The sequence below is a fragment of the Cupriavidus sp. 05N38 genome (assembly GCF_056397345.1).
The window spans coordinates 16449-37758 of sequence record NZ_JBFTNF010000084.1 but is presented as its reverse complement, the minus strand read 5'-3'; the positions used below and the strand labels follow the sequence as shown (position 1 = coordinate 37758).

Sequence of the window (21310 nt, the reverse complement as noted above, 5' to 3'; positions counted from 1 at the left end):
ATTTGACGATAGCGATATGCCGTGAATATCGGATCGGGTGCAATGACGGCAATGCGGCGCATGCCTTGAGACCAGCACACCAGTGGGTGCGTCCGGAATAATTCGCAGCATGATAGTTTGCAACCTAACTATTTGCCTGCTATTATTCGCCCATGCCTGCTATCGACGCCCTCCGTTTCGCTTTCACCGGCCAGCTCATGCTGGCCGGCCGCCAATGGCGCCAGATCTCCCAGGGCGCGGTGACCACATATGGCATATCCGCCGCGGCCGCCGGGCCCTTGTTGTTTATCCGCCGCCTGGGCGGTGGCGTGCGCCAGGTCACGCTGGCCGACTACGTGGGGCTGGAAGGCGCGTCGCTGGTACGGCTGGTCGACCAGCTTTCCGCCGCGGGCCTGGTGCGCCGCGAGGTGGACGCCAGCGACCGCCGCGCCAACGCGCTGTGGCTGACCGACGCCGGCGAGGAACTCGCCGCGAAGATCGAGGTGGACCTCAAGCAGGTACGCGCCGAGGTGTTCACGGGCATCAGCGAGCGGGATTTCGAAGGCGCGCAGCGTGTCCTGGACGCACTGGCGCGCGCTGCCGCAGCGACCTCGTCGACCTCGTCGACCTCGTCGGCTACTTCGGGCGCCTCCGGCAACACGGGGTCCTGAAGGCAATGATCAGCTGGCCAACCGGAAGAGACTGGATCTTTTCCTTCAAAGCATTTGCCGCTGCCATGCTGGCATTGTTTCTCGCGCTATACCTGGGCCTGCCGCGCCCGTACTGGGCCATGGGCTCGGTCTATATCGTGGCGCATCCGCTCACCGGCGCCACGCGCTCCAAGGCGCTTTACCGCGTGCTGGGCACGCTGCTCGGCGCGGCGGCCTCCATCGCGATGGTGCCGCCCCTGGTGAACGCGCCGGCGCTGCTGATGGCGGCGGTGGCGCTGTGGACCGGCGTGCTGCTCTATATCGCACTGCTGCATCGCACGCCGCGCAGCTATGTGTTCATGCTGGCGGCCTATACCTTGCCGCTGGTGGCCTTGCCCGCGGTGAACGACCCGGGCGGCGTCTTCGATCTCGCGGTGGCGCGCGCCGAGGAAATCTGCCTGGGCATCCTGTGCGCGAGCGTGGTCGGCTCGACCATCTTCCCGGCCAAGGTGTCCACCGTGCTGGGCGAGAAGACGGCCCAGTGGCTGAACGATGCCGCGCTGTGGGCGACCGACATGCTGTGCGCGGACGCTGCCGACAAGGTTTCGCGCCATCACAGCCGGCACCGGCTGGCAGCGGACATCCTGGCGCTGGACCAGTTGATCAGCCAGCTTTCCTACGACACCGAGACCGCCGAGCGCGTGAAGCACGCGCAGGAACTGCGCGGCCGCATGACCATGCTGCTGCCGGTGCTGTCGTCGCTGGCGGCGGTGGTGGAAGCCTTGCACCAGTATCCGGCCGGCGTGCCGGAGCGGCTGTCGCGGAACATGGCGCGGGTATCGAAGTGGATCGAAGGCGGCGCGCGGGCGCCGCTGCCCGCGCTGGAGTTGCCGCAGGCCGCGCCGATGGAAGACGCGCAGGCCAGCCTCGCGCCCGGCCAGGCGGAGCCCGACTGGCACGATGCGCTGGCCGCCACCGCCGAAGGGCGCCTGCGCGAGCTCATGGAGCTGTGGCAGGACTGCGTCGCGCTGCAGGGCCGCGTCGGCGGCACGGCTCCCGATGCGGGGTGGACGCCGGCATTCCGGCGCTGGGAGGTCGGTGCCGCGCGCCACTACGACCACGGCATGCTGCTGTTTTCCACGGTGACCGTGGCCCTCGCCATTTTCTGCATGGGCATGATCTGGATCCTGACGGGCTGGGCGGACGGCGCGGGCGCCGTGGCACTGGGCGCGATCTCGTGCTGCTTCTTCGCCGCGCTGGATGAACCCGCGCCGCAGATCCGCTCCTTCTTCACCTGGAACGTGGTGTGCCTGGCGATCGCCACCGTCTACCTGTTCGTCGTGCTGCCCAACGCGCACGACTTCGAGATGCTGGTGATGATGTTCTCCGCGCCCTACCTGGTGATCGGCGTGCTGATGGCGCAGCCGCGGCTGGCCCTGATCGGCATGCCGCTGGCGGTGATCACGGCCAACGATATCGGCATCCAGGGCGCGTACAGCGCGGACTTCCAGGCCTTTTTCAACGGCAACGTGGCCGGCATCGCAGGCATCCTGTTCGCACTGGTGTGGACCCTGGTGATGCGGCCGTTCGGCACCAAGGTGGCGGCGCGCCGGCTGGTTCGCGCCAGCTGGGACGATATCGCGCGCAACGCCACCGGGCGCGAACCGGGCGAGCACGCCCAGTTGCGCGCCCGCATGCTGGACCGCCTGGCGCAACTGGTGCCGCGGCTGGCCGCCAGCGAAGACGAGATGTCCAGCGATGGCTTCTCCGAAGTGCGGGTGGAACTGAGCACGCTGGCACTGCAGCGCGAGATGCCGGGCCTCGCGCCCGAGCACCAGCATGCCGTGGGGCGCGTGCTGCAAGGCGTGGCCAGCTACTACCAGGCGCGTCTCGATGCCCGTGCCAACACGCCGCCGCAGGTGCTGCGCGAGCGCATGGCCAAGGCGATCCGGGCCGTCGCCACGCGTGCCGACCAGGCTTCGCGCGAGGCCTTCGCCGCCCTGGTCGAGATGCATGTGGCCCTGTTCGCGGCGGCGCCGCTTGCCGCGCCGCCGGCCGTCGCGCCGGCAGGCATCCCGGCGGGCGAAGCGGACAAGGGTCAACAATAGTCATGGAAGCGAACAATGGTTACCAAGCAGGAGGCGAACGGCAATGAGCGGTGAGATCGACCTCTACGGCGTGTTTGTCCCGAGCCTGCTGGCGTGGATGCTGGTGGCTTTCCTGATCACCGCCTGCGTGCGCGCCGTGCTGTCGCGCGTGGGCTTTTACCGGCTGGTCTGGCACCGGTCGCTGTTCAATCTGGCGTTCTATGTGATCGTCCTGGGTGGCGTCGTCTACCTGGCGTATCGGCTGCAGTCATGAAACTGAATCTTCGTTCGCTCGGACCTATCGTCCTTACCCTCGTCGTCACCGCGGTCGCGGTGGTCGTCGTCAAGCACCTGTGGGATTACTACACGATCGCGCCATGGACGCGCGACGGCCACGTGCGCGCCGACGTGGTGCAGATCGCGCCCGACGTATCGGGCCTGGTGACCAAGGTCATGGTCAAGGACAACCAGCTCGTCAAGCGCGGCCAGCCCCTGTTCGAGATCGACCGCGACCGCTTCGCGCTGGCATTGCAGCAGGCGCAGGCCACGGCCGCCGCGCACAGCGCCACGCTGGCGCAGGCGCGCCGCGAGGCACGGCGCAGCCAGACCCTGTCCGAGGTGGTGTCCAAGGAAGTGGTGGAAGAAGGGCTGGCCAAGGTGCAGGCCGGCGAGGCCGCGCTGGCGCAGGCGCAGGCCGCGGTCAGCCTGGCCAGGCTCAACCTCGAGCGCACCGTGGTGCTCAGCCCGGTGGACGGCTACCTCAACGACCGCCTGCCGCGCCTGGGGGACTATGTGAATACCGGCCGCCCGGTGCTGTCGCTGGTCGATTCGAACTCCTTCCACGTGGAAGGCTATTTCGAGGAAACCAAGCTGCACGGCATCCATATCGGCAATCCGGTCGACATCCGCATCATGGGTGAATCGCGCGTGCTGCACGGCCACGTGCAGAGCATTGCCGCGGGTATCGAAGACCGCGACCGCACCAACGGCGCCAACCTGCTGCCCAACGTGAACCCGACCTTCAACTGGGTCCGCCTGGCACAGCGCATTCCGGTGCGCATCGTGCTGGACGAGCCGCCGCCCGATTTGCGGCTGGTGGCAGGCCGTACCGCCACCGTGTCGGTGCGCGAACCGGGCCGGCAGGCCAGGGTGCAGGATGATGGCAAGGCCACGCCGGTGAAGGCGGCGGCCAGCCAGGGAGCAGCGCAGTGAACACCTTGCGCCTGGCCCTGCTGCCCGCCCTGGTGCCGCTGCTGTTCGCGTGCACCACCGTCGGCCCCGATTACCGCGTGCCGGACAATGCCGCGCTCAAGGCGCCGGCGGCCAACGGCAAGCTGATCGGTTCGGAAAACGCGGCCGTCTCCGTCGGCGAAGTGCCGGACGGCTGGTGGCGCCTGTACGACGATCCCAGACTCGATGCGCTGGTGCAGCAGGCGCTGGTCGCCAACACCGACCTGCGCGTGGCGGCTGCCAACCTCAAGCGCGCCATCGCGGTCTATCACGAAGTGGAAGCCGAGAACCTGCCGGAAGCCAGGTTGTCGGCCAGCGCCGAGCGCGGGCAGATCGCCGGCGAGCCGCTGCTCAAGGAAGAAAAGATCCCGGTGATGAACTTCGGCGATGTCGGCTTCAGGGTGTCCTACCTGATCGACTTCTTTGGCAAGCTGGCGCGCGCCGACGAAGCCGCGCTGGCCGGCGCGCAGGCCAGCGGCGCGGCGCTCGACCAGGCCCGCGTTGGCGTGGTGGCCGAGACCGTGCGTGCCTACGTGCAGGGCTGCGCCGCCACGCACGAACTCGCCGTGGCCGAGCATCAGCTGGACCTGCAAAACCGCGGCGTGGAACTGGCGCGCAAGCTGGTCGATGCCGGTCGCGGCCAGCCGGTCGATCTGCTGCGCGCCCAGGGCCAGGCCGACTTGCTGCGCGCCGCCTTGCCGCGCTTCAAGGCCGAGCAGGACGGCGCGGCCTACCGCCTTGCGGTGATGCTGGGCAAGCCGCCCACCGAAGCGTCGAAGGCGGAGTACGCCTGCCATGAAGAGCCGCACCTGAGCCAGCCGCTGCCGGTGGGTGATGGCGCCGCGCTGCTCAAGCGCCGGCCCGACGTGCGCCAGGCCGAGCGCGAGCTGGCCTCGGCCACCGCTAAGATCGGCGTGGCCACGGCGGATCTCTATCCGTCCATCCGTATCGGCGCGTCGGCCGGCTTTACCGGCATCCTGGACCATCTCGGCCAGGCACCCACCGCGCACTGGGGCTACGGCCCGCTGATCACCTGGAACATCCCGACCAGCGGCACGCGCGCGCGCATCCACGGCACCGAGGCCGGCGCCGAGGCGGCGCTGGCGCATTTCGACGGCGTGGTGCTCAAGGCGTTGCGCGAGACCCAGACCGCGCTGAGCAGCTATACGCGCGAACTGGAGCGCGCCGCCGCATTGCGCGATGCGCGCGACAAAGCCAGCGAGGTGGCGCGGCAGAACCGCCAGCTTTACCAGGCCGGCCGTTCGCCGTACCTGAACACCCTCGATGCCGACCGCACGCTGGCCAGCACCGATGCCGCGCTGGCGGCGGCGGAAAGCCAGGTCGCGCTGGACCAGATCAACCTGTTCCTGGCGCTCGGCGGTGGCTGGCAGGACGCGCCGAAGGTCGAAACGCATACAATGAGCGAGCACTGAGCCGCTTGCCGTGCATCGCGTATCGCACATCGCACATCGCGTATCGCATGCAGGCCGGCCAGTCTCCAATGGTTACGACGTAGAACACTGCAATGACTTCTTTCCCGCACTCCATCTCGCATTCTTTCCCGCTTTCCTCCTCTTCGCTGCGCAAGACCCTGGCCATCGCGGCCGCTGCGCTCGGCATCGCCGCATCGGGCGCCGCAGTGGCACAGGAACAGACCCTGCGCGTGGGCACCGTGAGCGGTCCGGACGCCCAGGTCTGGCAAGTGGTGCAGAAGGCGGCAAAGCGCGAAGGCCTCAATATCAAGGTCGTGGAATTCAACGACTATGTGCAGCCCAACGCCGCGCTCGACGCTGGCGACCTGGACGCCAACAGCTTCCAGCACCAGCCCTATCTGGACAGCCAGGTCAAGCAGCGCGGCTACAAGATGGTCAGCGTGGGCTACACCTATATCTCGCCGCTCGGCATCTACTCGCAGAAGCTGAAGTCACCCAAGGACCTGCCGCAGGGCGCGAAGATCGCCGTGCCCAACGATCCCTCCAATGAGAATCGCGCACTCTTGCTGCTGGCGGCCCAGGGCGTGATCAAGCTCAAGGCCGGCGCGGGCGCGAACGGCGTCAATGCCACGCCGCTCGATGTGAGCGACAACCCGAAGAAGGTGAAGATCGTCGAACTCGACGCGGCGCAGCTCGCGCGCGCGCTGCCCGACGTGGCGGCGGCGGTGATCAACACCAACTACGCGCTGGCCGCAGGCCTGCAGCCGCTGCGCAATGCCATCGCGCTGGAAGACATCCACAGCCCGTACGCCAACATCATCGTCGTGCGCACGCAGGACAAGGACAAGCCCTGGGTCAAGAAGCTGGTGGCGGCCTACCAGTCGGAAGAAGTACGGCAGTTCATGAAGAACGAGTTCAAGGGCGCCATGGTGCCGTCGTTCTGAAGCTGCAGGATGGATGGGCTGCCCTGCAACGGGGCGGCCCCGGACGGGCTATCCGCTAGCCCTGGCGCGGCCGGCACCGCTGGTGCCGATCACGGCCGCCCGTCGCATCTAGCGCGCGTAGGTGTACACGGCCGCGCGCGACACACCGATATGCGCGGCGACGGTCTCCATCGCGCGGCGGATATCCAGCATTCCCGCTTCCTTCAGTTCGCGCAGCAGGCTGCGCCGCTCCTCGGTCTTCAGCGCGCGCGGCGTGGTCGACAGCCGCGCGGCGAATTCGTCGATGCGGGCGCGGATCGCGTGGGCGCCGCCGGCATCGAGCGATTCCACGGCAGCGCTGTCGGTGTCGACCGCGCCGAACTGGCCAAGCATGCTCTGCAGGCTGCGGAACAAGGTCATGTCCACGTTGAGGCACAGCGCCGCCACATAGCGGCCCTCGGAATCCTTGATGCCGATGGAGGTGCTCTTGGCTTGCCGGCCGTCGGGAAACTGGTTGGGGTAGTTGGCGATGACCTGCGGGAATTCCGGATCGGCGATGCGCGCCAGGCCGAGATCGGTGACGGGATCGCCCACCACGCGCCGCGACAGGCTGTTGTGGATGGCGAGGATGGCGTGCTCGGGGTCGCCCAGGTCATGCACCACGACTTCGCAGAACGGCGCGAAGGTGGCGCTCAGGCCTTCGGCGATTTTCTTGGTCTGCTCCAGCAGGATCTGCTGTTCCGGCGTGCGGCGTGGCGTGCGTTTTTTCTTCATCTGGACAGAATATCCAGCTCTGTATGAGGCGTCAACGTGGTGGCGCCCTGGCGCCGGAGCGGCCCATGCACGGTAAAGTCGCCGCCACATGGCGGGCTCGCCGCTCCGGGATGATTGACAAATAGTATTCATGTAGACAAAATATCCAGACCATCCGGTGCTGGATATCCGTGCCCTTTCGCTCGTTGCTTTGTTGGCCCGACCCGCGCGGCTCTTGCGGCCCTTGCAGCCTTCGCGAAACCGCACCGTGTTCCGAACCCGGCTCTCCGCCCACTCCATCGCTACCTCCGACCATGACCGATTCCCTGCCGATCACCTTCGACGATATCGCCGCGGCGCATGCGCGCGTGGCCCCGGCGGCGCACCGCACGCCGGTACTGACCTCCAGCACGGCCAACGCCGCCACCGGCGCGGAGCTGTTCTTCAAGTGCGAGAATTTTCAGCGCATCGGCGCCTTCAAGTTCCGCGGCGCCTACAACGCCATTTCCCGCTTCACGCCGGAGCAGAAGGCGGGTGGCGTGATCGCGTTCTCGTCGGGCAATCATGCGCAGGCGATCGCGCTCGCGGCGAAGCTGCTGGGCGTGGCCGCGGTGATCGTGATGCCCGAGGATGCTCCCGCGCTGAAGATCGAAGCCACGCGCGGCTATGGCGCCGAGATCGTGATGTACGACCGCTACAAGGAAGACCGCGAGGCACTGAGCCTGCGCATCGCCACCGAGCGCGGCATGACGCTCATCCCGCCGTACGACCACGTCGACGTGATGGCGGGGCAGGGCACGCTGGCCAAGGAACTGTTCGAGGAAACCGGCCCGCTCGACATGCTGGTGGTGTGCCTGGGCGGTGGCGGCTTGTTGTCGGGCTGCGCGGTGGCGGCGCATGCGATGTCGCCGGGCTGCACCGTGATCGGCGTGGAGCCCGAGGCCGGCAACGATGGCCAGCGCAGCCTGCGCGAAGGAGAGATCGTGCATATCGACACACCGCGCACCATCGCCGACGGCGCGCAGACCCAGCACCTGGGCAAGCATACCTTTGCCGTGATCCGGCAGCGCGTGAGCGATATCGTGACCGTCAGCGATGCCGAGCTGGTGGAGACCATGAAGTTCTTCGCCAGCCGCATGAAGATCGTGGTCGAGCCCACCGGCTGCCTGGCCGCCGCCGCCGTGCTGCAGGGCAAGCTCGACGTGCGCGGCAAGCGGGTCGGCGTGGTGGTGTCGGGCGGCAACGTCGACCTGCAGCGCTTCGCCACCCTCGTGCAGGGCGGCGCACCGTGAGCGGCGCACGCTTCGTCAATCCGGCCGGCATGAATCCGCCGGGCGGGCACTACTCGCATGGCGCATGCGCCAACGGCATGGTGTTCGTCTCCGGCCAGCTGCCGATTGCGGCGGACGGCCGCAAGCTTGCCGACGCGCCGTTCGAGATGCAGGCGCAGCAGGCGCTGGACAACGTCGCCCAGGTATTGCGCGCCGGCGGCAGCGACGTGTCGCAGCTGGTGCAGGTGCGCGTGTACCTGACGGATATCGGCCAGTGGCCGGTGTTCAACCGCCTCTACGAAGCCTGGGTGGGCGAGGTGCGCCCGGCGCGGGCGGTGGTCCCGGTGCCGGAGCTGCACTATGGCTTTGCCATCGAGGTGGAGGCGGTCGGGCTGGTGGCGGCGGATCTTCCGGCCCGATAGCGGCGGCATGCGCATCGGCTCGGCGCGGTTCGGAAGCCGACGCCCCGGGGACGGCGATGCCAGGCGACTGCCGGCTGGCGGCTCCTGACGAGCGGCGGGCGGGGAACTGCTTCAAGGCCCGGCGGGTCACACCGCTTACGCCAACGGAGATTCCCGCTTCATTGCCGGCCTGGCGCTGACCTGCGTCGGCGCGGCGTGCCGCTTCCGGCGTGCCGGCAGCGGCACGCATGGTATCGGAGGGGGGCTTCCGCGGCGGCACCGGGTGCGTCAAATCGACGCAACTTAGGACCTGTCCTATGCGGTGAGATGGCCGATTCGTACTGGTCAGGCTTCGGCGGCGTGCCTCGGCACGTACACTGGGAACCGATCCGTCCGGGCCGGCACAGGCCCGATTCGAACCCCTTTCCCTATCCGTCGACATGCACGCCACCATCCTGCACGCCAAGAAGCTGCCCGCAAGAATTCTCCTGCCGACCCTGCTCGCCCTGGCCCTCGGCGCCTGCGGGAAGTCCGCGCCCGATGCGCCGGGCGCTGCCTCTGCGCCGGCGGCCGCGCAGCAGGCCGCCACGCTCTCGGTGGACGCCGTCGCCGCGGCGACGAAGGGCTTCAGCGCCGGCAACGTCCTGAGCGCAAAGAAGGTCTACATCTTCTTCGATCCGCAGTGCCCGCATTGCGGCGAACTCTGGAAGGCGGCCGCACCGCTGATGTCGACCGTGCACTTCACCTGGATCCCGGTGGCGCTGCTGACGCCGGAACGCTCCGCGCAGCAGGGCGCGGCCTTGCTGGACAGCAAGGATGCCGTGAAGACCATGGACAGTCACGAGGCCACGCTGGGCACGCCGCAACGCGGCCTCGATACCGCCGGCCAGGCACTCTCGGCGCAGGCGCTGGCCCAGGTGAAGGCCAATACCGAATACTTCCTGCGACTGGGCATCACCAGCGTGCCGTTCGGCGTGTTCGGCGCGGACGCCAGCCAGGTCCAGAGCTTCGAAGGGGCGATGGATACCGAAGCCCTGAAGGCTCGCCTGGGCGTCTAAGGCGGCGAGGCCCCGCAGGGCCCGGCCTGCCTCACCTAGCGGGCGCCGGCCAGGCCGGCCGCCCCGCTCCAGTAGACCCAGCTGCGCTTGCGCCGCAGGCGGTCCAGGTACTCGTTCTCGAAGCTGCGCGGGAAGCGGCTCGCTGCCTGCCGCGCGGCCTCCTGCAAGCCAGCCATCTCCCACACCCGGATCGAGCCCGAGGCGAGCCTGCCGGCCATTCCCAGGTCGAAGTAGGGCACGGCGAGGCCGAGGTGATGGCGCGACTGCGAGACGCAGGCCGTCCATTCGCGCATGGCGTCCGCCAGCGCGAGCAGCGCGGCCGAGAACGATTTCCCGGTGCGCGCCATCAGCATGCGGCTGCTGAGCACCCCGTCCACCAGGTCTCTCTGCGCAGCAGAGAGCCGCGCGCGGTCGAAGGTGCCGAGCGCGGGATGATGCGTGGCCAGCAGTTGCAGGCAATCGGCCAGTCCGGTGGCGCATTCGCCGCCGATGGACAGGGCAGGGCAGCGCAGCTCCGCGTCGCCGAGCAAGGGGAGCACTTCCGCCGCGTGGCGCGGGGACTCCAGTTCAAGGACTTCGTGTTCGAGGCCTGCGTCCTGCATGAACAGGACCAGCGTGGCGCAGGCCGGGCATCCTTTTGAAACGAACAGTTGGTACATCGTGAGGACGAGACGCCCCGTCCCCCGGCAAGGCATGGCAAGGGGAGAGAGGTCGTGCGGGAAGAAGGTCTGGATGGGCGGACTTTACGGCCACGCCGCGCGCGCAAACAGAATCAGATCCGGCGAATACGACCGGATCAGCGCCGCCGTGCCGGCACGGGCACGACGCCACCGCACGCCACCGCAAGCCACTACACCACGATCTCCCGGTGCGGGCGCGGCATGCGCGCCAGCAGGTCCGCCAGCTTCTTCAGGGCGAGCCCGAGGCGCGCGCGTTCCTTCACGCCGCCCAGCGAGATGCGGATCGCATTGGGCGGGTTCGGTCCCGCATGGAACGCATCGGAGGCGGTAACGCGCAGGTCCTCCGCATGCGCCGCCTGCGTCAGTTCGCGCGAGGTCCAGTAGCTCGGCAGCGCCTGCCACATATGGATGCCGGCCGAAGGCGGGTGGCCCAGGCTGCCCAGCATCTGGCGCGCGAGAGCATGCCGGGCGGCGCATTCGGCGCGTATCTGGTCCAGCAGCGCAATGGCGGAGCCGTCATGCACCCATTGCGTGGCCAGCGCGGTGGAAAGCGGCGTGGACATCAGCGCGAACGAACGCAGCGCGGCCAGCACCGCGTCCTGGTCGGCGGCGGGCGGCGTGACAAGGTAGGCGGTGCGCAGGCCGGGACTCAGGCATTTGGACAGCGTGGCGATGTAGTAGACGTGGGCGGGCGAGTAGCTCGCGAGCGGCGCGGGCGCGTCCGGCGTCAGCAGCCAGTAGGGGTCGTCCTCGATCACGGCGATGCCGCGCTGTTCCGCCACGCGCGCGATGTCGCGGCGCCGCTGCGCCGGCATGGTGCGTGTGTTGGGGTTTTGCGAAGTCGGGTTGAGGTAAGCCACGCGCGCGCCGTGCTCGCGGCACGCCGCTTCCAGCGCATCGGGGCGCATCCCCTGGTCGTCCGCGGCGGCGGTGACGACCTGGCGGCCCAGCTGTTCGGCGGCCAGGCGCAGCCCGGGATAGCACAGCGGCTCCGTGACGATGACGCCGCCCGGCGGCGTCAGCGCGAGGATCAGCGCGGCCAGCGCGGCCTGCGCGCCGGGGCAGGCGATCAGCCGCGCGGGCGCCACGCTGCCCAGCATCGGCGCGAGCCAGAGGGCGCCGGCGGCCTTGTCGGGGCTACTGCCGCCGCCGAGCTGGTAGGTCATCAGGAGGTTGGCGTCGGTGCGCAGCAGCACCTGCGACATGCCGCGCCGGAGCAGGTCGTCGAAGTCCAGCCCTTCGGGCGGCGGCGGCACGTTCATGCTGAGGTCCACCATCTGCGCAAGCTCCACCGTGGGCGCCGCGATGAAGGTGCCAAGCGCGCCGCGTGCCTCGACCAGGTGGCGGCGCTTGGCCTCCGCGAGCGCCCTCGTCACCGTGGTGAGGTCCACGTCCAGCAGTTCCGCCAGCTGGCGCTGCGGCGGCAGCCGGTCGCCGGGATTGAGCCTGCCGTCGCCCACGGCCAGTTCCATGGCGGCCACCACCTGCAGGTAGCGGGCGCCCTTGCCCGGGCGGAAATCCGGCAACCAGGCGGGACGGTTGCCGGCGTCTTGTAGGTTGGATTTTCTAGGCATAAACCCTTGATGTATGGCTTTTGTCTTACCTTATTATCCGGCTCCGCATCGCATAAAGCCATACATTGAGCCGTTTTGTATGCTCCTCCCGCCTCCCGGCGGCTGTCGCCCGCAGCAATCTTCCGCAGCAATGTATTCAGCATGCCGTGGCATCCCGTCCCGACAAGTGCATAGGTTATGTGGTGCATAACTAAGGTGATCCAGATATGYGCAAATCGACGGCCGGGCCAGCCATGGCAATCCGGCGCTCCCTATATGCCCGGGCACAGGCGTGGGCCGGCAGGATGCCGGGCTCCGCGCTGGCTTGCGGTGCCGCGGCCGCGCTGCTGCTGAGCGGCTGCTCGATGGAACTCTTCTCGCCGAAGGGCGCCATCGGGCACCAGGAAAAATCGCTGATCGTCATCTCGCTGGCGCTCATGCTGATGGTGGTGATCCCCGTCATCCTGCTCACGCTGTATTTCGCCTGGCGCTACCGCGCCTCCAATACCAGCGCCACCTATGCGCCGAAGTGGGCGCACTCCACCGCGATCGAAGTCGTGGTGTGGACGATCCCGTGCGTCATCGTCGCGTTCCTGGGGTTCCTGATCTGGGGCAGCACCCACAAGCTTGATCCCTACCGGCCCATCGAGTCAGCCACCGCGCCCGTGGAGGTGGAGGTGGTCGCGCTGAACTGGAAATGGCTGTTCATCTATCCGCAGTACGGCGTCGCCTCGCTCAACCAGCTGACGATCCCGGTCGATACGCCGATCAGCTTCAGGCTGACCGCGGAATCGATGATGAACTCCTTCTTCATCCCGCAGCTCGGCAGCCAGGTCTACGCCATGGCGGGCATGCAGACGCGCCTGCACCTGATCGCCGATACGCCGGGCGTCTATCTCGGACAGTCCGCCGCCTACAGCGGGGCGGGTTTCTCCGACATGCACTTCAAGACCTTCGCCACCTCGCGCGCCGACTTCGACCGCTGGATCGCCGAAGCCAGGAAGGCAGCGCGGCCGCTCGACGAGAAGACCTACCGCGCGCTCGAGCTTCCCAGCAGCAAGGATCCGGCCACCTTGTACTCCACCGTGACGCCGGCGCTGTTCGCCGGCGTGGTGAACAAGTACATGCAGAGCGGCGACGCGATTTGCCGCGCGAACAGCCCGGCCACACTGGAGGCGGCATCGAAGCCTGAATCGACGCCCGTATCGACGCCTGCACCGAAGCCGGTCTCCCGGGAACTCTCGCAGGCCACCTTCCCGGCCACCAGCGCCAAGGCCACGGAGCTATAAGCCATGTTTGGAAAACTGAACCTCGACGCCATTCCGTACCATGAGCCCATCATCATGGGTACGCTGGCCGTCGTCATGCTGGGCGGCGCCGCGTTGCTCGGCGCCATCACGTACTTCGGCAAATGGAAGTACCTGTGGACCGAGTGGTTCACCTCGGTGGACCACAAGAAGATCGGCGTGATGTACATCATCATGGCGCTGGTGATGCTGCTACGCGGCTTTGCCGACGCCATCATGATGCGCGTGCAGCAGGCCTTCGCCTATGGCGACGCGGCCGGCTACCTGCCGCCGCACCACTACGACCAGATCTTCACCGCGCACGGCGTGATCATGATCTTCTTCGTGGCGACGCCGTTCATCCTCGGACTGATGAACGTGATCGTGCCGCTGCAGATCGGCGCGCGCGACGTGGCCTATCCCTTCGTCAATTCGCTGAGCTTCTGGCTGTCGGCGGTGGGCGCGGTGCTGGTGATGCTGTCGATGTTCGTCGGCGACTTCGCGGCCACCGGCTGGGTTGCCTATCCGCCGCTGTCCGAGCTTGGCTATAGTCCGACGGTGGGGGTCGACTACTACATATGGTCATTGCAGATATCGGGGCTGGGCACCACGCTGACCGGCATCAACTTCATCGTCACCATCCTGCGCATGCGCGCGCCTGGCCTGAACCTGATGAAGATGCCGGTCTTCACCTGGACCGCGCTGATCACCAATATCCTGATCGTGGCCGTGTTCCCGGTGCTCACCGCGACGCTGGCGCTGCTGACCGCTGACCGCTACCTGGGCATGCATTTCTTCACCAACGAGCTGGGTGGGAATGCCATGATGTACATCAACCTGATCTGGGTCTGGGGCCATCCCGAGGTCTACATCCTGATCCTGCCGTGCTTCGGCGCGTTCTCGGAAATCATCTCGACGTTCTCGGGCAAGCCGCTGTTCGGCTACAAGTCGATGGTGTACGCGACCTCGTCGATCGGCGTGCTGTCGTTCTTCGTCTGGCTGCACCACTTCTTCACCATGGGCTCGGGCGCCAACGTCAATGCCTTCTTCGGCATCATGACTTCGATCATCTCCATCCCGACCGGGGTGAAGCTGTTCAACTGGCTGTTCACGATGTACCGCGGGCGTATCCGCTACCACTCGTCCACGCTGTGGACCATCGGCTTCATGGTCACCTTCGCGGTGGGCGGCATGACCGGCGTGTTGCTGGCGGTGCCGGGCGCGGACTTCGTGCTGCACAACAGCCTGTTCCTGGTGGCCCACTTCCACAACGTCATCATCGGCGGCGTGATCTTCGGCTGCCTGGCGGCAATGAGCTTCTGGTTCCCCAAGGTGTTCGGTTTCACGCTCAACGAGCGCTGGGGCAAGATTTCCTTCTGGTGCTGGCTGGTGGGCTTCTACCTCGCCTTCATGCCGCTCTATGTGCTCGGCTTCAAGGGCATGACGCGCCGGATGAACCACTACGCCAACGTGGACTGGCACCCGTACCTGGTGGTGGCGCTGTGCGGCGCGGTGATCATCGGGGCCGGCATCGTGGCGCTGCTGATCCAGCTCTTCGTCAGCGTGCGCGACCGCAAGCAGAACATGGACCCCACCGGCGATCCGTGGGACGGCCGCAGCCTGGAATGGGCCACCGCTTCGCCGGCGCCGTTCTACAACTTCGCCCACGTGCCGCACATCACGTCTCTCGAGCAGCACTGGGACGACAAGGAGAGCGGCCGCGCCTACGTGCAGCCCGCGCGCTACGAGGCCATCCACATGCCGAAGAACACCGGCGCGGGCGTGATCATCTCGGGCTTCAGYCTGGTGCTGTGCTTCGCGCTGGTCTGGCATATGTGGCTGGTCGCGATCGTCTCGCTGGCCGGCGTGATCGGCACCTTTATCGCGCGCACCTATAACCGCGACGTGGACTACTTCGTCCCCGCGGCGGAAGTCGAGCGCATCGAAAACACGCGCTATGCGAAGCTGCAGGAGGCGGCGTAAATCATGAGCAACACGATGACTGCCCACGCGCATGCGCATGGACACGCCGGGCATGCCGGGCACGAGCACGCCCACGAGCATCATCACGACGACGGATCCAAGACCACCCTCGGGTTCTGGATCTACCTGATGAGCGACTGCCTGATCTTCGCCGTGCTGTTCGCCACGTTCGGCGTGCTGGTCGGCAATACCGCCGGGGGGCCGAGCGGGCGCGAGCTGTTCGAGCTGCCTTTCGTGCTGGGCGAGACCATGCTGCTGCTGCTCAGCAGCTTCACCTTCGGCGTGGCGATGCTGTACATGCAGTCCGGCCGCAGCCACCTGGTGGTGCGCTGGCTGGGCGTGACCTTCCTGCTCGGCGCCGCCTTCATCGCGATGGAGGTGTACGAATTCGCCGAGCTGCTGCACAAGGGCGCGGGGCCCGGCGTCAGCGCGTTCCTGTCCTCGTACTTCACGCTGGTGGGCACGCACGGGCTGCACGTGACATGCGGCCTGGTGTGGATCGCCGTGATGATGCACCAGCTCAAGCGCTTCGGGCTGGACGGCATCACCAGCCGCCGGCTCAACTGCTTGAGCATGTTCTGGCACTTCCTGGACCTGATCTGGATCTGCGTCTTTACCTTCGTTTACCTGCGTGAGTTCGTATGAAGACAAATCACCTTCACGCGGCCGGCGCCGCCGATGCCGCGCACGGCAGCTTCAAGGGCTATGTGGTCGGTTTCGTGCTTTCGGTGCTGCTGACGTTCGCCTCCTTTGGCGCCGTGATGCTGGAAGTGGTGCCCAGGCACATGGGGCTGGCGGCCATCGTCGGGCTGTGCGTGGCGCAGTTGCTGGTGCAGCTGGTGTTCTTCCTGCACATCGGCACCGCGCGCGACCAGCGCCAGAACACCGCGATCTTCATCTGCAGCGCGCTGCTGATCGCCATCATCGTGGCGGGTTCACTGTGGGTCATGCATAACGCCAACGTCAACATGATGCCCATGCAGATGTCGACGGATCGCGCCAAGATGAGCGACTGACCGTGAACGACTGACCGGCACGTCCGGCCGCCGCCGATTCAATTCCGGTCTGTGGAATTGAAGGGCTGCAAATCGGCTGGCGCGGGCCTATTCTCGTCTCCAACAAGCGGTGCGTCGCGGCAGTTGTCCGCGGCGCACCGGATTCCAAGGAGACGACAGTGCATTCCCTTCCGCTTCGCGCCGCCAGGAGACTGGCGCTGCTGTGGGCCAGCCTGGCCCTCGGCACTACCGCGTGCCTGCCGGCCGCCGCCATGGCGGCCTTCCCCGAAAAGCCAATCCGTATCGTGGTGCCGTTCTCGCCGGGCGGCGGCACGGACCTGATCGCGCGCACCATGGGCGTGGCCATGTCGCAGGACCTGGGCCAGCCGGTGGTGGTCGACAACAAGCCCGGCGGCGGCACCATCATCGGTACCGACAACGTGGCCAAGAGCGCGCCCGACGGCTATACGCTGGTCATGGCCACGTTCGCGCACGCAGTCAACCCGAGCCTGCAACCCAAGTTGCCGTATGCCACCGACAAGGCGTTCTCGCCGGTGGTGCTGGTCGGCCGCTCGCCCAATGTGCTGGTGGTGCGCCCGGACAGTCCCTACAAGACGGTACAGGACCTGATCAGCGCCGCGCGCGCCAGGCCCGGCAAGATCTCCTTCGCCTCGCAGGGGCCGGGCACTTCTGCGCACCTGGCAGGAGAGTTGTTCAAGAGCCTGGCCAAGGTCGATCTCAACCACATTCCCTACCGCGGCGCGGGCCCGGCCATCACCGACCTGCTCGGTGGCCAGGTCGACCTGATGTTCGCCACCGCCTCCGCTGTCGGCAACCTGCTGGAATCCGGCAAGCTGCGCGCGCTCGCGGTCACCAGCGCGCAACGCTCGGCCAGCCCCGACCTGGCCAAGGTGCCGACCATCGCCGAGAGCGGCGTGCCCGGCTACGTGGCCGAGAGCTGGTACGGGCTGTTCGTCCCGGCCGGCACCCCGGCTCCGGTGATCGCTCGCCTGAACGCGGCGGCGAAGAAAGCCGTGACCACCGAAGCCTTCCGCAAGCGCGCCGAGTCAGAGGGGCTGATCGTCAGCCCCGGCACGCCGGAGGAGTTCGGGCGCTATGTGCATGGCGAGCAGGTGCGCTGGAGCAAGGTCGTCAAAGACGCAAACATCACACTGAACTAAGCCATCCCGAAGCATTGCCGGCAGCCGCCGCGCTCGCCCGCTCGCTCGCAGGCGGCGGGGACCGGCGAATACACAAAGAGACAGACCATGAACGACTATTCCTTCATCCAGCTGGATACGCGCGACGGCATCGCCGTGCTGACCCTCAACCGCCCGGACAAGCGCAACGCCATCACCGATGACATGCGCACCGAACTGATCGACGCGCTGGAACGCGTCGGCGCCGACCGCGCGATCCGCGCGCTGGTACTGACCGGCAGCGGCAAGGGCTTCTGCGCCGGCGGCGACGTGGCGGGCATGCAAAAGCGCATGGACGCGCCGCAGGGCGAGGTTGGTTTCAACGGCTGGGCACGCCAGCAACGCGTGCACCACTCGGTGGCGCTGCTGCACGACATGCCCAAGCCCACCATTGCCGCCGTCAACGGCTCGGCGGCCGGGCTCGGTGCCGACATGGCCATGGCCTGCGATTTCGTGATCGCCGCCGAGGGCGCCAGCTTTGCCTGGTCCTACATCCACCGCGGGCTGATCCCCGATGGCGGCGGCATGTACTTCCTGCCGCGCCGCACGGGCCTTTCCAAGGCAAAGGAGCTGATCTTCAGCGGGCGCAAGGTGGACGCGGCCGAAGCGCTGCAACTGGGCATCGCCGATCGCCTGAGCGCACCGGAAGCCCTGCTGTCGGACGCATGCGGCTGGGCGGCCGAGCTGAGCCACGGCTCGCCCACGGCGCTGGCGCTCGGCAAGTCCATCCTGAACCAGAGCTTCGAACTGCCGGCCGACCAGGTTTTCGCGCAGGGCAGCCAGGCGCAGGGCATCTGCTACACCAGCACCGAGCATCGCGAGTCCGTGCTGGCGTTCCTGAACAAGACCGCGGCCAAGGCCTGACATCATGGCAGCCGACCTGACCCATGTTCCCGGCGCACCGGCCGTCTCCACCTCGGCCGCCATCGCGCGGCTGCTCAAGCCGCGCAGCGTGGCCGTCATCGGTGCCTCCGCCGATCCGGCCAAGACCTCGGGGCGGCCGGTGTCGTACCTGACGCGGCACGGCTTCAGCGGCGCGATCTATCCGGTCAACCCGAAGGTGGATGCCATCGACGGCATCCGCTGCTACCCGGACATCCGTTCCCTGCCCGAGGTGCCCGATGTCGGCATCGTGCTGCTCGGCGCGGAGCGCGCGCACCAGGCCGTGCGCGAGCTGGCCGAGCGCGGCACCGGGGCCGCGATCGTGCTCGCCAGCGGCTATACGGAGACCGGCGCCGAGGGCGCGCGCCGCCAGGCCGAGCTGCTCGAGGCGGCGGGCAGCATGCGCCTGCTCGGGCCCAACACGATCGGGCTGGTCAACCTGACCGACAGCATTCCGCTGTCGGCCAGCGGTGCGCTGGAGATGGAGCACTTTCCCGCTGGCAGCATCGGCGTGGTGTCGCAGAGCGGCGGCATTCTCGGCGCCTTGCTGTCGCGCGCCGCGGCGCGCGGCATCGGCCTGTCCAAGCTGGTCTCCACCAGCAACGAGGCCGATCTCGACCTGGCTGACTTCATCGACTACCTGGCCGACGACGATGCCACCCGCGTGATTGCGCTGTACGTGGAGAGCGTGCGCGACCCCGCGCGCTTCCGCGCCGCGGCGCTCAAGGCCGCGGCAGCCGGCAAGCCGGTGGTGGCGTTCAAGATCGGCCGCTCCGAGGCGGGTGCGCGCGCGGCCGTCTCGCATACGGGGGCCATGGCGGGCGCGGACAGGATGTATGACGCGCTGTTCCGCCAGGTCGGCGTGATCCGCGCGCAGTCCTTTGCCGACCTGCTCGATATTCCCGCCGCGCTGGCCACGGGCCGGGTGCTGCGCGGCAAGCGCGTGGCCGTGCTGACCTCGACCGGCGGCGCCGGCACGCTGGTCTCGGACAGCCTGGGCGTGTCTGGCTTCGAGACGCCGCCGCCGGACGAGGCCACCGCGGCAGCGCTGCGCGCGCTGCAGAAGGGCGATCACGCCGCGCTGGACCGCAATCCCATCGATGTCACGCTGGCAGGCCTGCAGCCGGACCTGCTGCGCGCGGCCATCCGCACGTTGCTCGACAGCCCGGGCTATGACGCCGTGGCGGTCATCGTCGGCTCCTCCGGCCTCGCCATGCCCGGCCTGATGGCCGATGCGATCCGCGACTGCCTGCCGGGCAGCGACAAGCCGGTGCTGGCCTATGTGAGCCCGCATGCGCCGCAGGTCGCCGCGGTGCTGAACCAGCGCGGCGTGCCGGCCTTCAGCGCGCCGGAAAGCTGTGCGGTGGCGTTCGCGGCGATGCTCGGCGCGGGGCAGCTGCAGGGCGTGTCGGACGGGGCGAAGACGCCGCCCCCTCCGGGCGCCGCAGTCGATACCGCCGACGTGCCGTCCGGCGCGCTCGACGAGGCTGGTGCCAAGGCGCTGTTTGCCCGCTTCGGCCTGCCATCGGTGCGCGAGACCATCGTGCAGGACGGCGAGCAGGCGCAGGCCGCGGCGCGCGCGCTGGGCGAGCGCGTGGTGCTGAAGATCCTGTCGACGGAGATCACGCACAAGAGCGATGTCGGCGGCGTGGCGGTCAACGTGGCGCCGGCGGATGTGCCGGCGCGCCTGGCGACGATGCGCGCCGAGGTGGCTCGCCACACCGGCAAGGCGCCGGACCGCTTCCTGGTGCAGGAGATGGTGGGCGGCGGCGTCGAGATGATCCTGGGCCTGCACCGGGACCCGCTCGGCACGGCGGTCCTGCTCGGCATGGGCGGCGTCACGGCCGAACTGTTCCAGGACACCACCATGCGCCTGCTGCCGCCGGGCGGGGCGCTGTCGCACGAAGAAGCGGCCGCCATGGCGCGCGAGCTGAAGACGTGGCCATTGCTGGACGGCTATCGCGGACGCCCCAAGGCGGATGTGGGGGCGCTGGCCGATGCGATCGTGGCTTTCTCGCGCATGGCGGCCGCGATGGGCGAGCGGCTGGTCGAGGCGGAGATCAACCCGGTGTTCGTGCTGCCGGCGTAATTCCCGCGCCTCAAGCGCCGCCGCAGGCGCGCCCATGCCATCGGAGAGCGCCGTGGATTCGGAGGATGCAAACAGCCGCGCGCGCGGCCGGCCGGCCAACCAGCTCGCCAACCGCTCGCTGGAGCGCGGCATCGCGCTGCTGCGTGCGTTCCGGCCCGGCTCCGAGGTGCTCGGCAACGGCGAACTGGCCGAGCGCACCGGCCTGGCCCGCTCGACCGTCAGCCGCCTGACGCAAAGCCTGGTCGACACCGGTTTCCTGCAATACGATCCCGACCTGCGTGCCTACCGCCTGGGCGTGCCGGTGCTGAGCCTGGCGCATGCCATGCGCACCGGATCGACGGTGCTGCAACTGGCCGCTCCGCTGATGCGCGAACTGGCGCAGGCAGAGCACATCAACGTCGGGCTGGCGATGGCGGACCAGGACGAGATGGTCTACCTGGAGTCGATCCGCTACAGCCGCAAGGCGTCGCTGCGCAACGTGGTGACAGGGCAGCGCGTGCCGATGCCGCTGACCTCGCTGGGCCGCGCGTGGCTGGCGGCCACGCCAGCGGAAGAGCGCGGCGCATTGATGCAGCAGTTCCGCCATCGCTTCCCCGCGCACTGGCCGGAGCTGGAGGCGCAGATCCTGCAGGCCATCGAGCATGTGCAGCGGCACGGCTGGTGCGCCGCCAGCTGGCAGCCCGAGGTGGTGGCCCTGTCCACGCCCATGCAGCTCGGCCACTATCCCCTCCATGTACTCAACGTCAGCACCTCCACGCGCGCCGGCGTGGCGGCGGCCAGCCGTGAACTCAAGCCGCATCTCATGCGGCTGGCGGGCCAGTTGCGGCAAGCATTCGAGCATGCGCAGCCGGAGTGAGA

At 68.1% G+C, this 21310-nt stretch carries 20 protein-coding genes; 17 read left to right on the top strand and 3 right to left on the bottom strand.

Annotated features, from left to right (window positions below; genetic code table 11):
• Positions 1-152: 152 nt before the first annotated feature.
• The 6 genes from AC1DK4_RS36185 to AC1DK4_RS36160 all read left to right on the top strand — a co-directional run bounded on the left by AC1DK4_RS36185 (position 153) and on the right by AC1DK4_RS36160 (position 6323).
• A complete protein-coding gene (locus tag AC1DK4_RS36185; protein WP_441622854.1) occupies positions 153-650 on the top strand; it encodes a MarR family winged helix-turn-helix transcriptional regulator in 498 nt (165 codons plus the stop codon).
• Between the two features lie 5 nt (positions 651-655).
• Positions 656-2737, top strand: coding sequence for an FUSC family protein (locus AC1DK4_RS36180; protein ID WP_441622852.1), 2082 nt, complete (start codon positions 656-658; stop codon positions 2735-2737).
• A gap of 43 nt (positions 2738-2780) precedes the next feature.
• Positions 2781-2990, top strand: coding sequence for a DUF1656 domain-containing protein (locus tag AC1DK4_RS36175; protein ID WP_441622850.1), 210 nt, complete (start codon positions 2781-2783; stop codon positions 2988-2990).
• Positions 2987-3928 (top strand): efflux RND transporter periplasmic adaptor subunit, encoded by a 942-nt coding sequence (locus tag AC1DK4_RS36170; RefSeq protein ID WP_441622848.1) that lies wholly within the window; start codon positions 2987-2989, stop codon positions 3926-3928. Before AC1DK4_RS36175 ends, AC1DK4_RS36170 begins: the two co-directional genes overlap by 4 nt.
• On the top strand, positions 3925-5379 hold the full coding sequence (locus tag AC1DK4_RS36165; RefSeq protein ID WP_441622846.1) for an efflux transporter outer membrane subunit: 1455 nt from the start codon (positions 3925-3927) through the stop codon (positions 5377-5379). The genes AC1DK4_RS36170 and AC1DK4_RS36165 overlap by 4 nt, the downstream gene beginning before the upstream one ends.
• Positions 5380-5471: 92 nt before the next feature.
• Positions 5472-6323, top strand: coding sequence for a MetQ/NlpA family ABC transporter substrate-binding protein (locus AC1DK4_RS36160; protein WP_441622844.1), 852 nt, complete (start codon positions 5472-5474; stop codon positions 6321-6323).
• Between the two features lie 108 nt (positions 6324-6431).
• Here AC1DK4_RS36160 and AC1DK4_RS36155 read toward each other — a convergent pair whose 3' ends face one another.
• Positions 6432-7076 (bottom strand): helix-turn-helix transcriptional regulator, encoded by a 645-nt coding sequence (locus AC1DK4_RS36155; RefSeq protein ID WP_441622842.1) that lies wholly within the window; start codon positions 7074-7076, stop codon positions 6432-6434.
• 293 nt (positions 7077-7369) lie between these two features.
• Here AC1DK4_RS36155 and AC1DK4_RS36150 point away from each other — a divergent pair, with 293 nt between their 5' ends.
• The 3 genes from AC1DK4_RS36150 (at position 7370) to AC1DK4_RS36140 (ending at position 9785) form a co-directional block, all read left to right on the top strand.
• The gene (locus AC1DK4_RS36150) at positions 7370-8347 is read left to right on the top strand and encodes a threo-3-hydroxy-L-aspartate ammonia-lyase (protein WP_441622840.1); all 978 of its coding nucleotides are present in this window, start codon (positions 7370-7372) and stop codon (positions 8345-8347) included.
• Positions 8344-8748, top strand: a complete 405-nt coding sequence (locus AC1DK4_RS36145) for a RidA family protein (protein WP_441622838.1) — start codon at positions 8344-8346, stop codon at positions 8746-8748. Before AC1DK4_RS36150 ends, AC1DK4_RS36145 begins: the two co-directional genes overlap by 4 nt.
• Before the next feature lie 419 nt (positions 8749-9167).
• On the top strand, positions 9168-9785 hold the full coding sequence (locus tag AC1DK4_RS36140; protein WP_441622836.1) for a thioredoxin domain-containing protein: 618 nt from the start codon (positions 9168-9170) through the stop codon (positions 9783-9785).
• 35 nt (positions 9786-9820) lie between these two features.
• Here the strand turns inward: AC1DK4_RS36140 and AC1DK4_RS36135 are convergent, their stop codons facing one another.
• Entirely contained in the window at positions 9821-10444 is a 624-nt protein-coding gene (locus tag AC1DK4_RS36135; protein ID WP_441643582.1) for a hypothetical protein, read from the bottom strand.
• Between the two features lie 191 nt (positions 10445-10635).
• Entirely contained in the window at positions 10636-12039 is a 1404-nt protein-coding gene (locus AC1DK4_RS36130; protein WP_441622832.1) for an aminotransferase-like domain-containing protein, read from the bottom strand.
• A 284-nt stretch (positions 12040-12323) separates the two neighbouring features.
• Between AC1DK4_RS36130 and cyoA the strand changes: the two genes are divergently transcribed.
• The 8 genes from cyoA to AC1DK4_RS36090 all read left to right on the top strand — a co-directional run bounded on the left by cyoA (position 12324) and on the right by AC1DK4_RS36090 (position 21308).
• Entirely contained in the window at positions 12324-13307 is a 984-nt protein-coding gene (gene cyoA / locus AC1DK4_RS36125) for a ubiquinol oxidase subunit II (RefSeq protein WP_441622900.1), read from the top strand.
• Positions 13308-13310: 3 nt separating this feature from the next.
• Positions 13311-15287: a cytochrome o ubiquinol oxidase subunit I gene (cyoB, locus tag AC1DK4_RS36120; protein ID WP_441622830.1), complete on the top strand. Its 1977-nt coding sequence runs from the start codon at positions 13311-13313 to the stop codon at positions 15285-15287.
• Positions 15288-15290: 3 nt separating this feature from the next.
• Entirely contained in the window at positions 15291-15932 is a 642-nt protein-coding gene (gene cyoC, locus AC1DK4_RS36115; RefSeq protein WP_441622828.1) for a cytochrome o ubiquinol oxidase subunit III, read from the top strand.
• The gene (cyoD, locus tag AC1DK4_RS36110; protein ID WP_441622826.1) at positions 15929-16303 is read left to right on the top strand and encodes a cytochrome o ubiquinol oxidase subunit IV; all 375 of its coding nucleotides are present in this window, start codon (positions 15929-15931) and stop codon (positions 16301-16303) included. The genes cyoC and cyoD overlap by 4 nt, the downstream gene beginning before the upstream one ends.
• A gap of 158 nt (positions 16304-16461) precedes the next feature.
• The gene (locus AC1DK4_RS36105; protein ID WP_441622824.1) at positions 16462-17463 is read left to right on the top strand and encodes a tripartite tricarboxylate transporter substrate binding protein; all 1002 of its coding nucleotides are present in this window, start codon (positions 16462-16464) and stop codon (positions 17461-17463) included.
• Positions 17464-17550: 87 nt separating this feature from the next.
• A complete protein-coding gene (locus AC1DK4_RS36100; protein WP_441622822.1) occupies positions 17551-18345 on the top strand; it encodes an enoyl-CoA hydratase/isomerase family protein in 795 nt (264 codons plus the stop codon).
• 4 nt (positions 18346-18349) lie between these two features.
• Positions 18350-20452, top strand: coding sequence for an acetate--CoA ligase family protein (locus AC1DK4_RS36095; RefSeq protein ID WP_477132122.1), 2103 nt, complete (start codon positions 18350-18352; stop codon positions 20450-20452).
• A 34-nt stretch (positions 20453-20486) separates the two neighbouring features.
• A complete protein-coding gene (locus tag AC1DK4_RS36090) occupies positions 20487-21308 on the top strand; it encodes an IclR family transcriptional regulator (protein WP_441622818.1) in 822 nt (273 codons plus the stop codon).
• Positions 21309-21310: the final 2 nt, after the last annotated feature.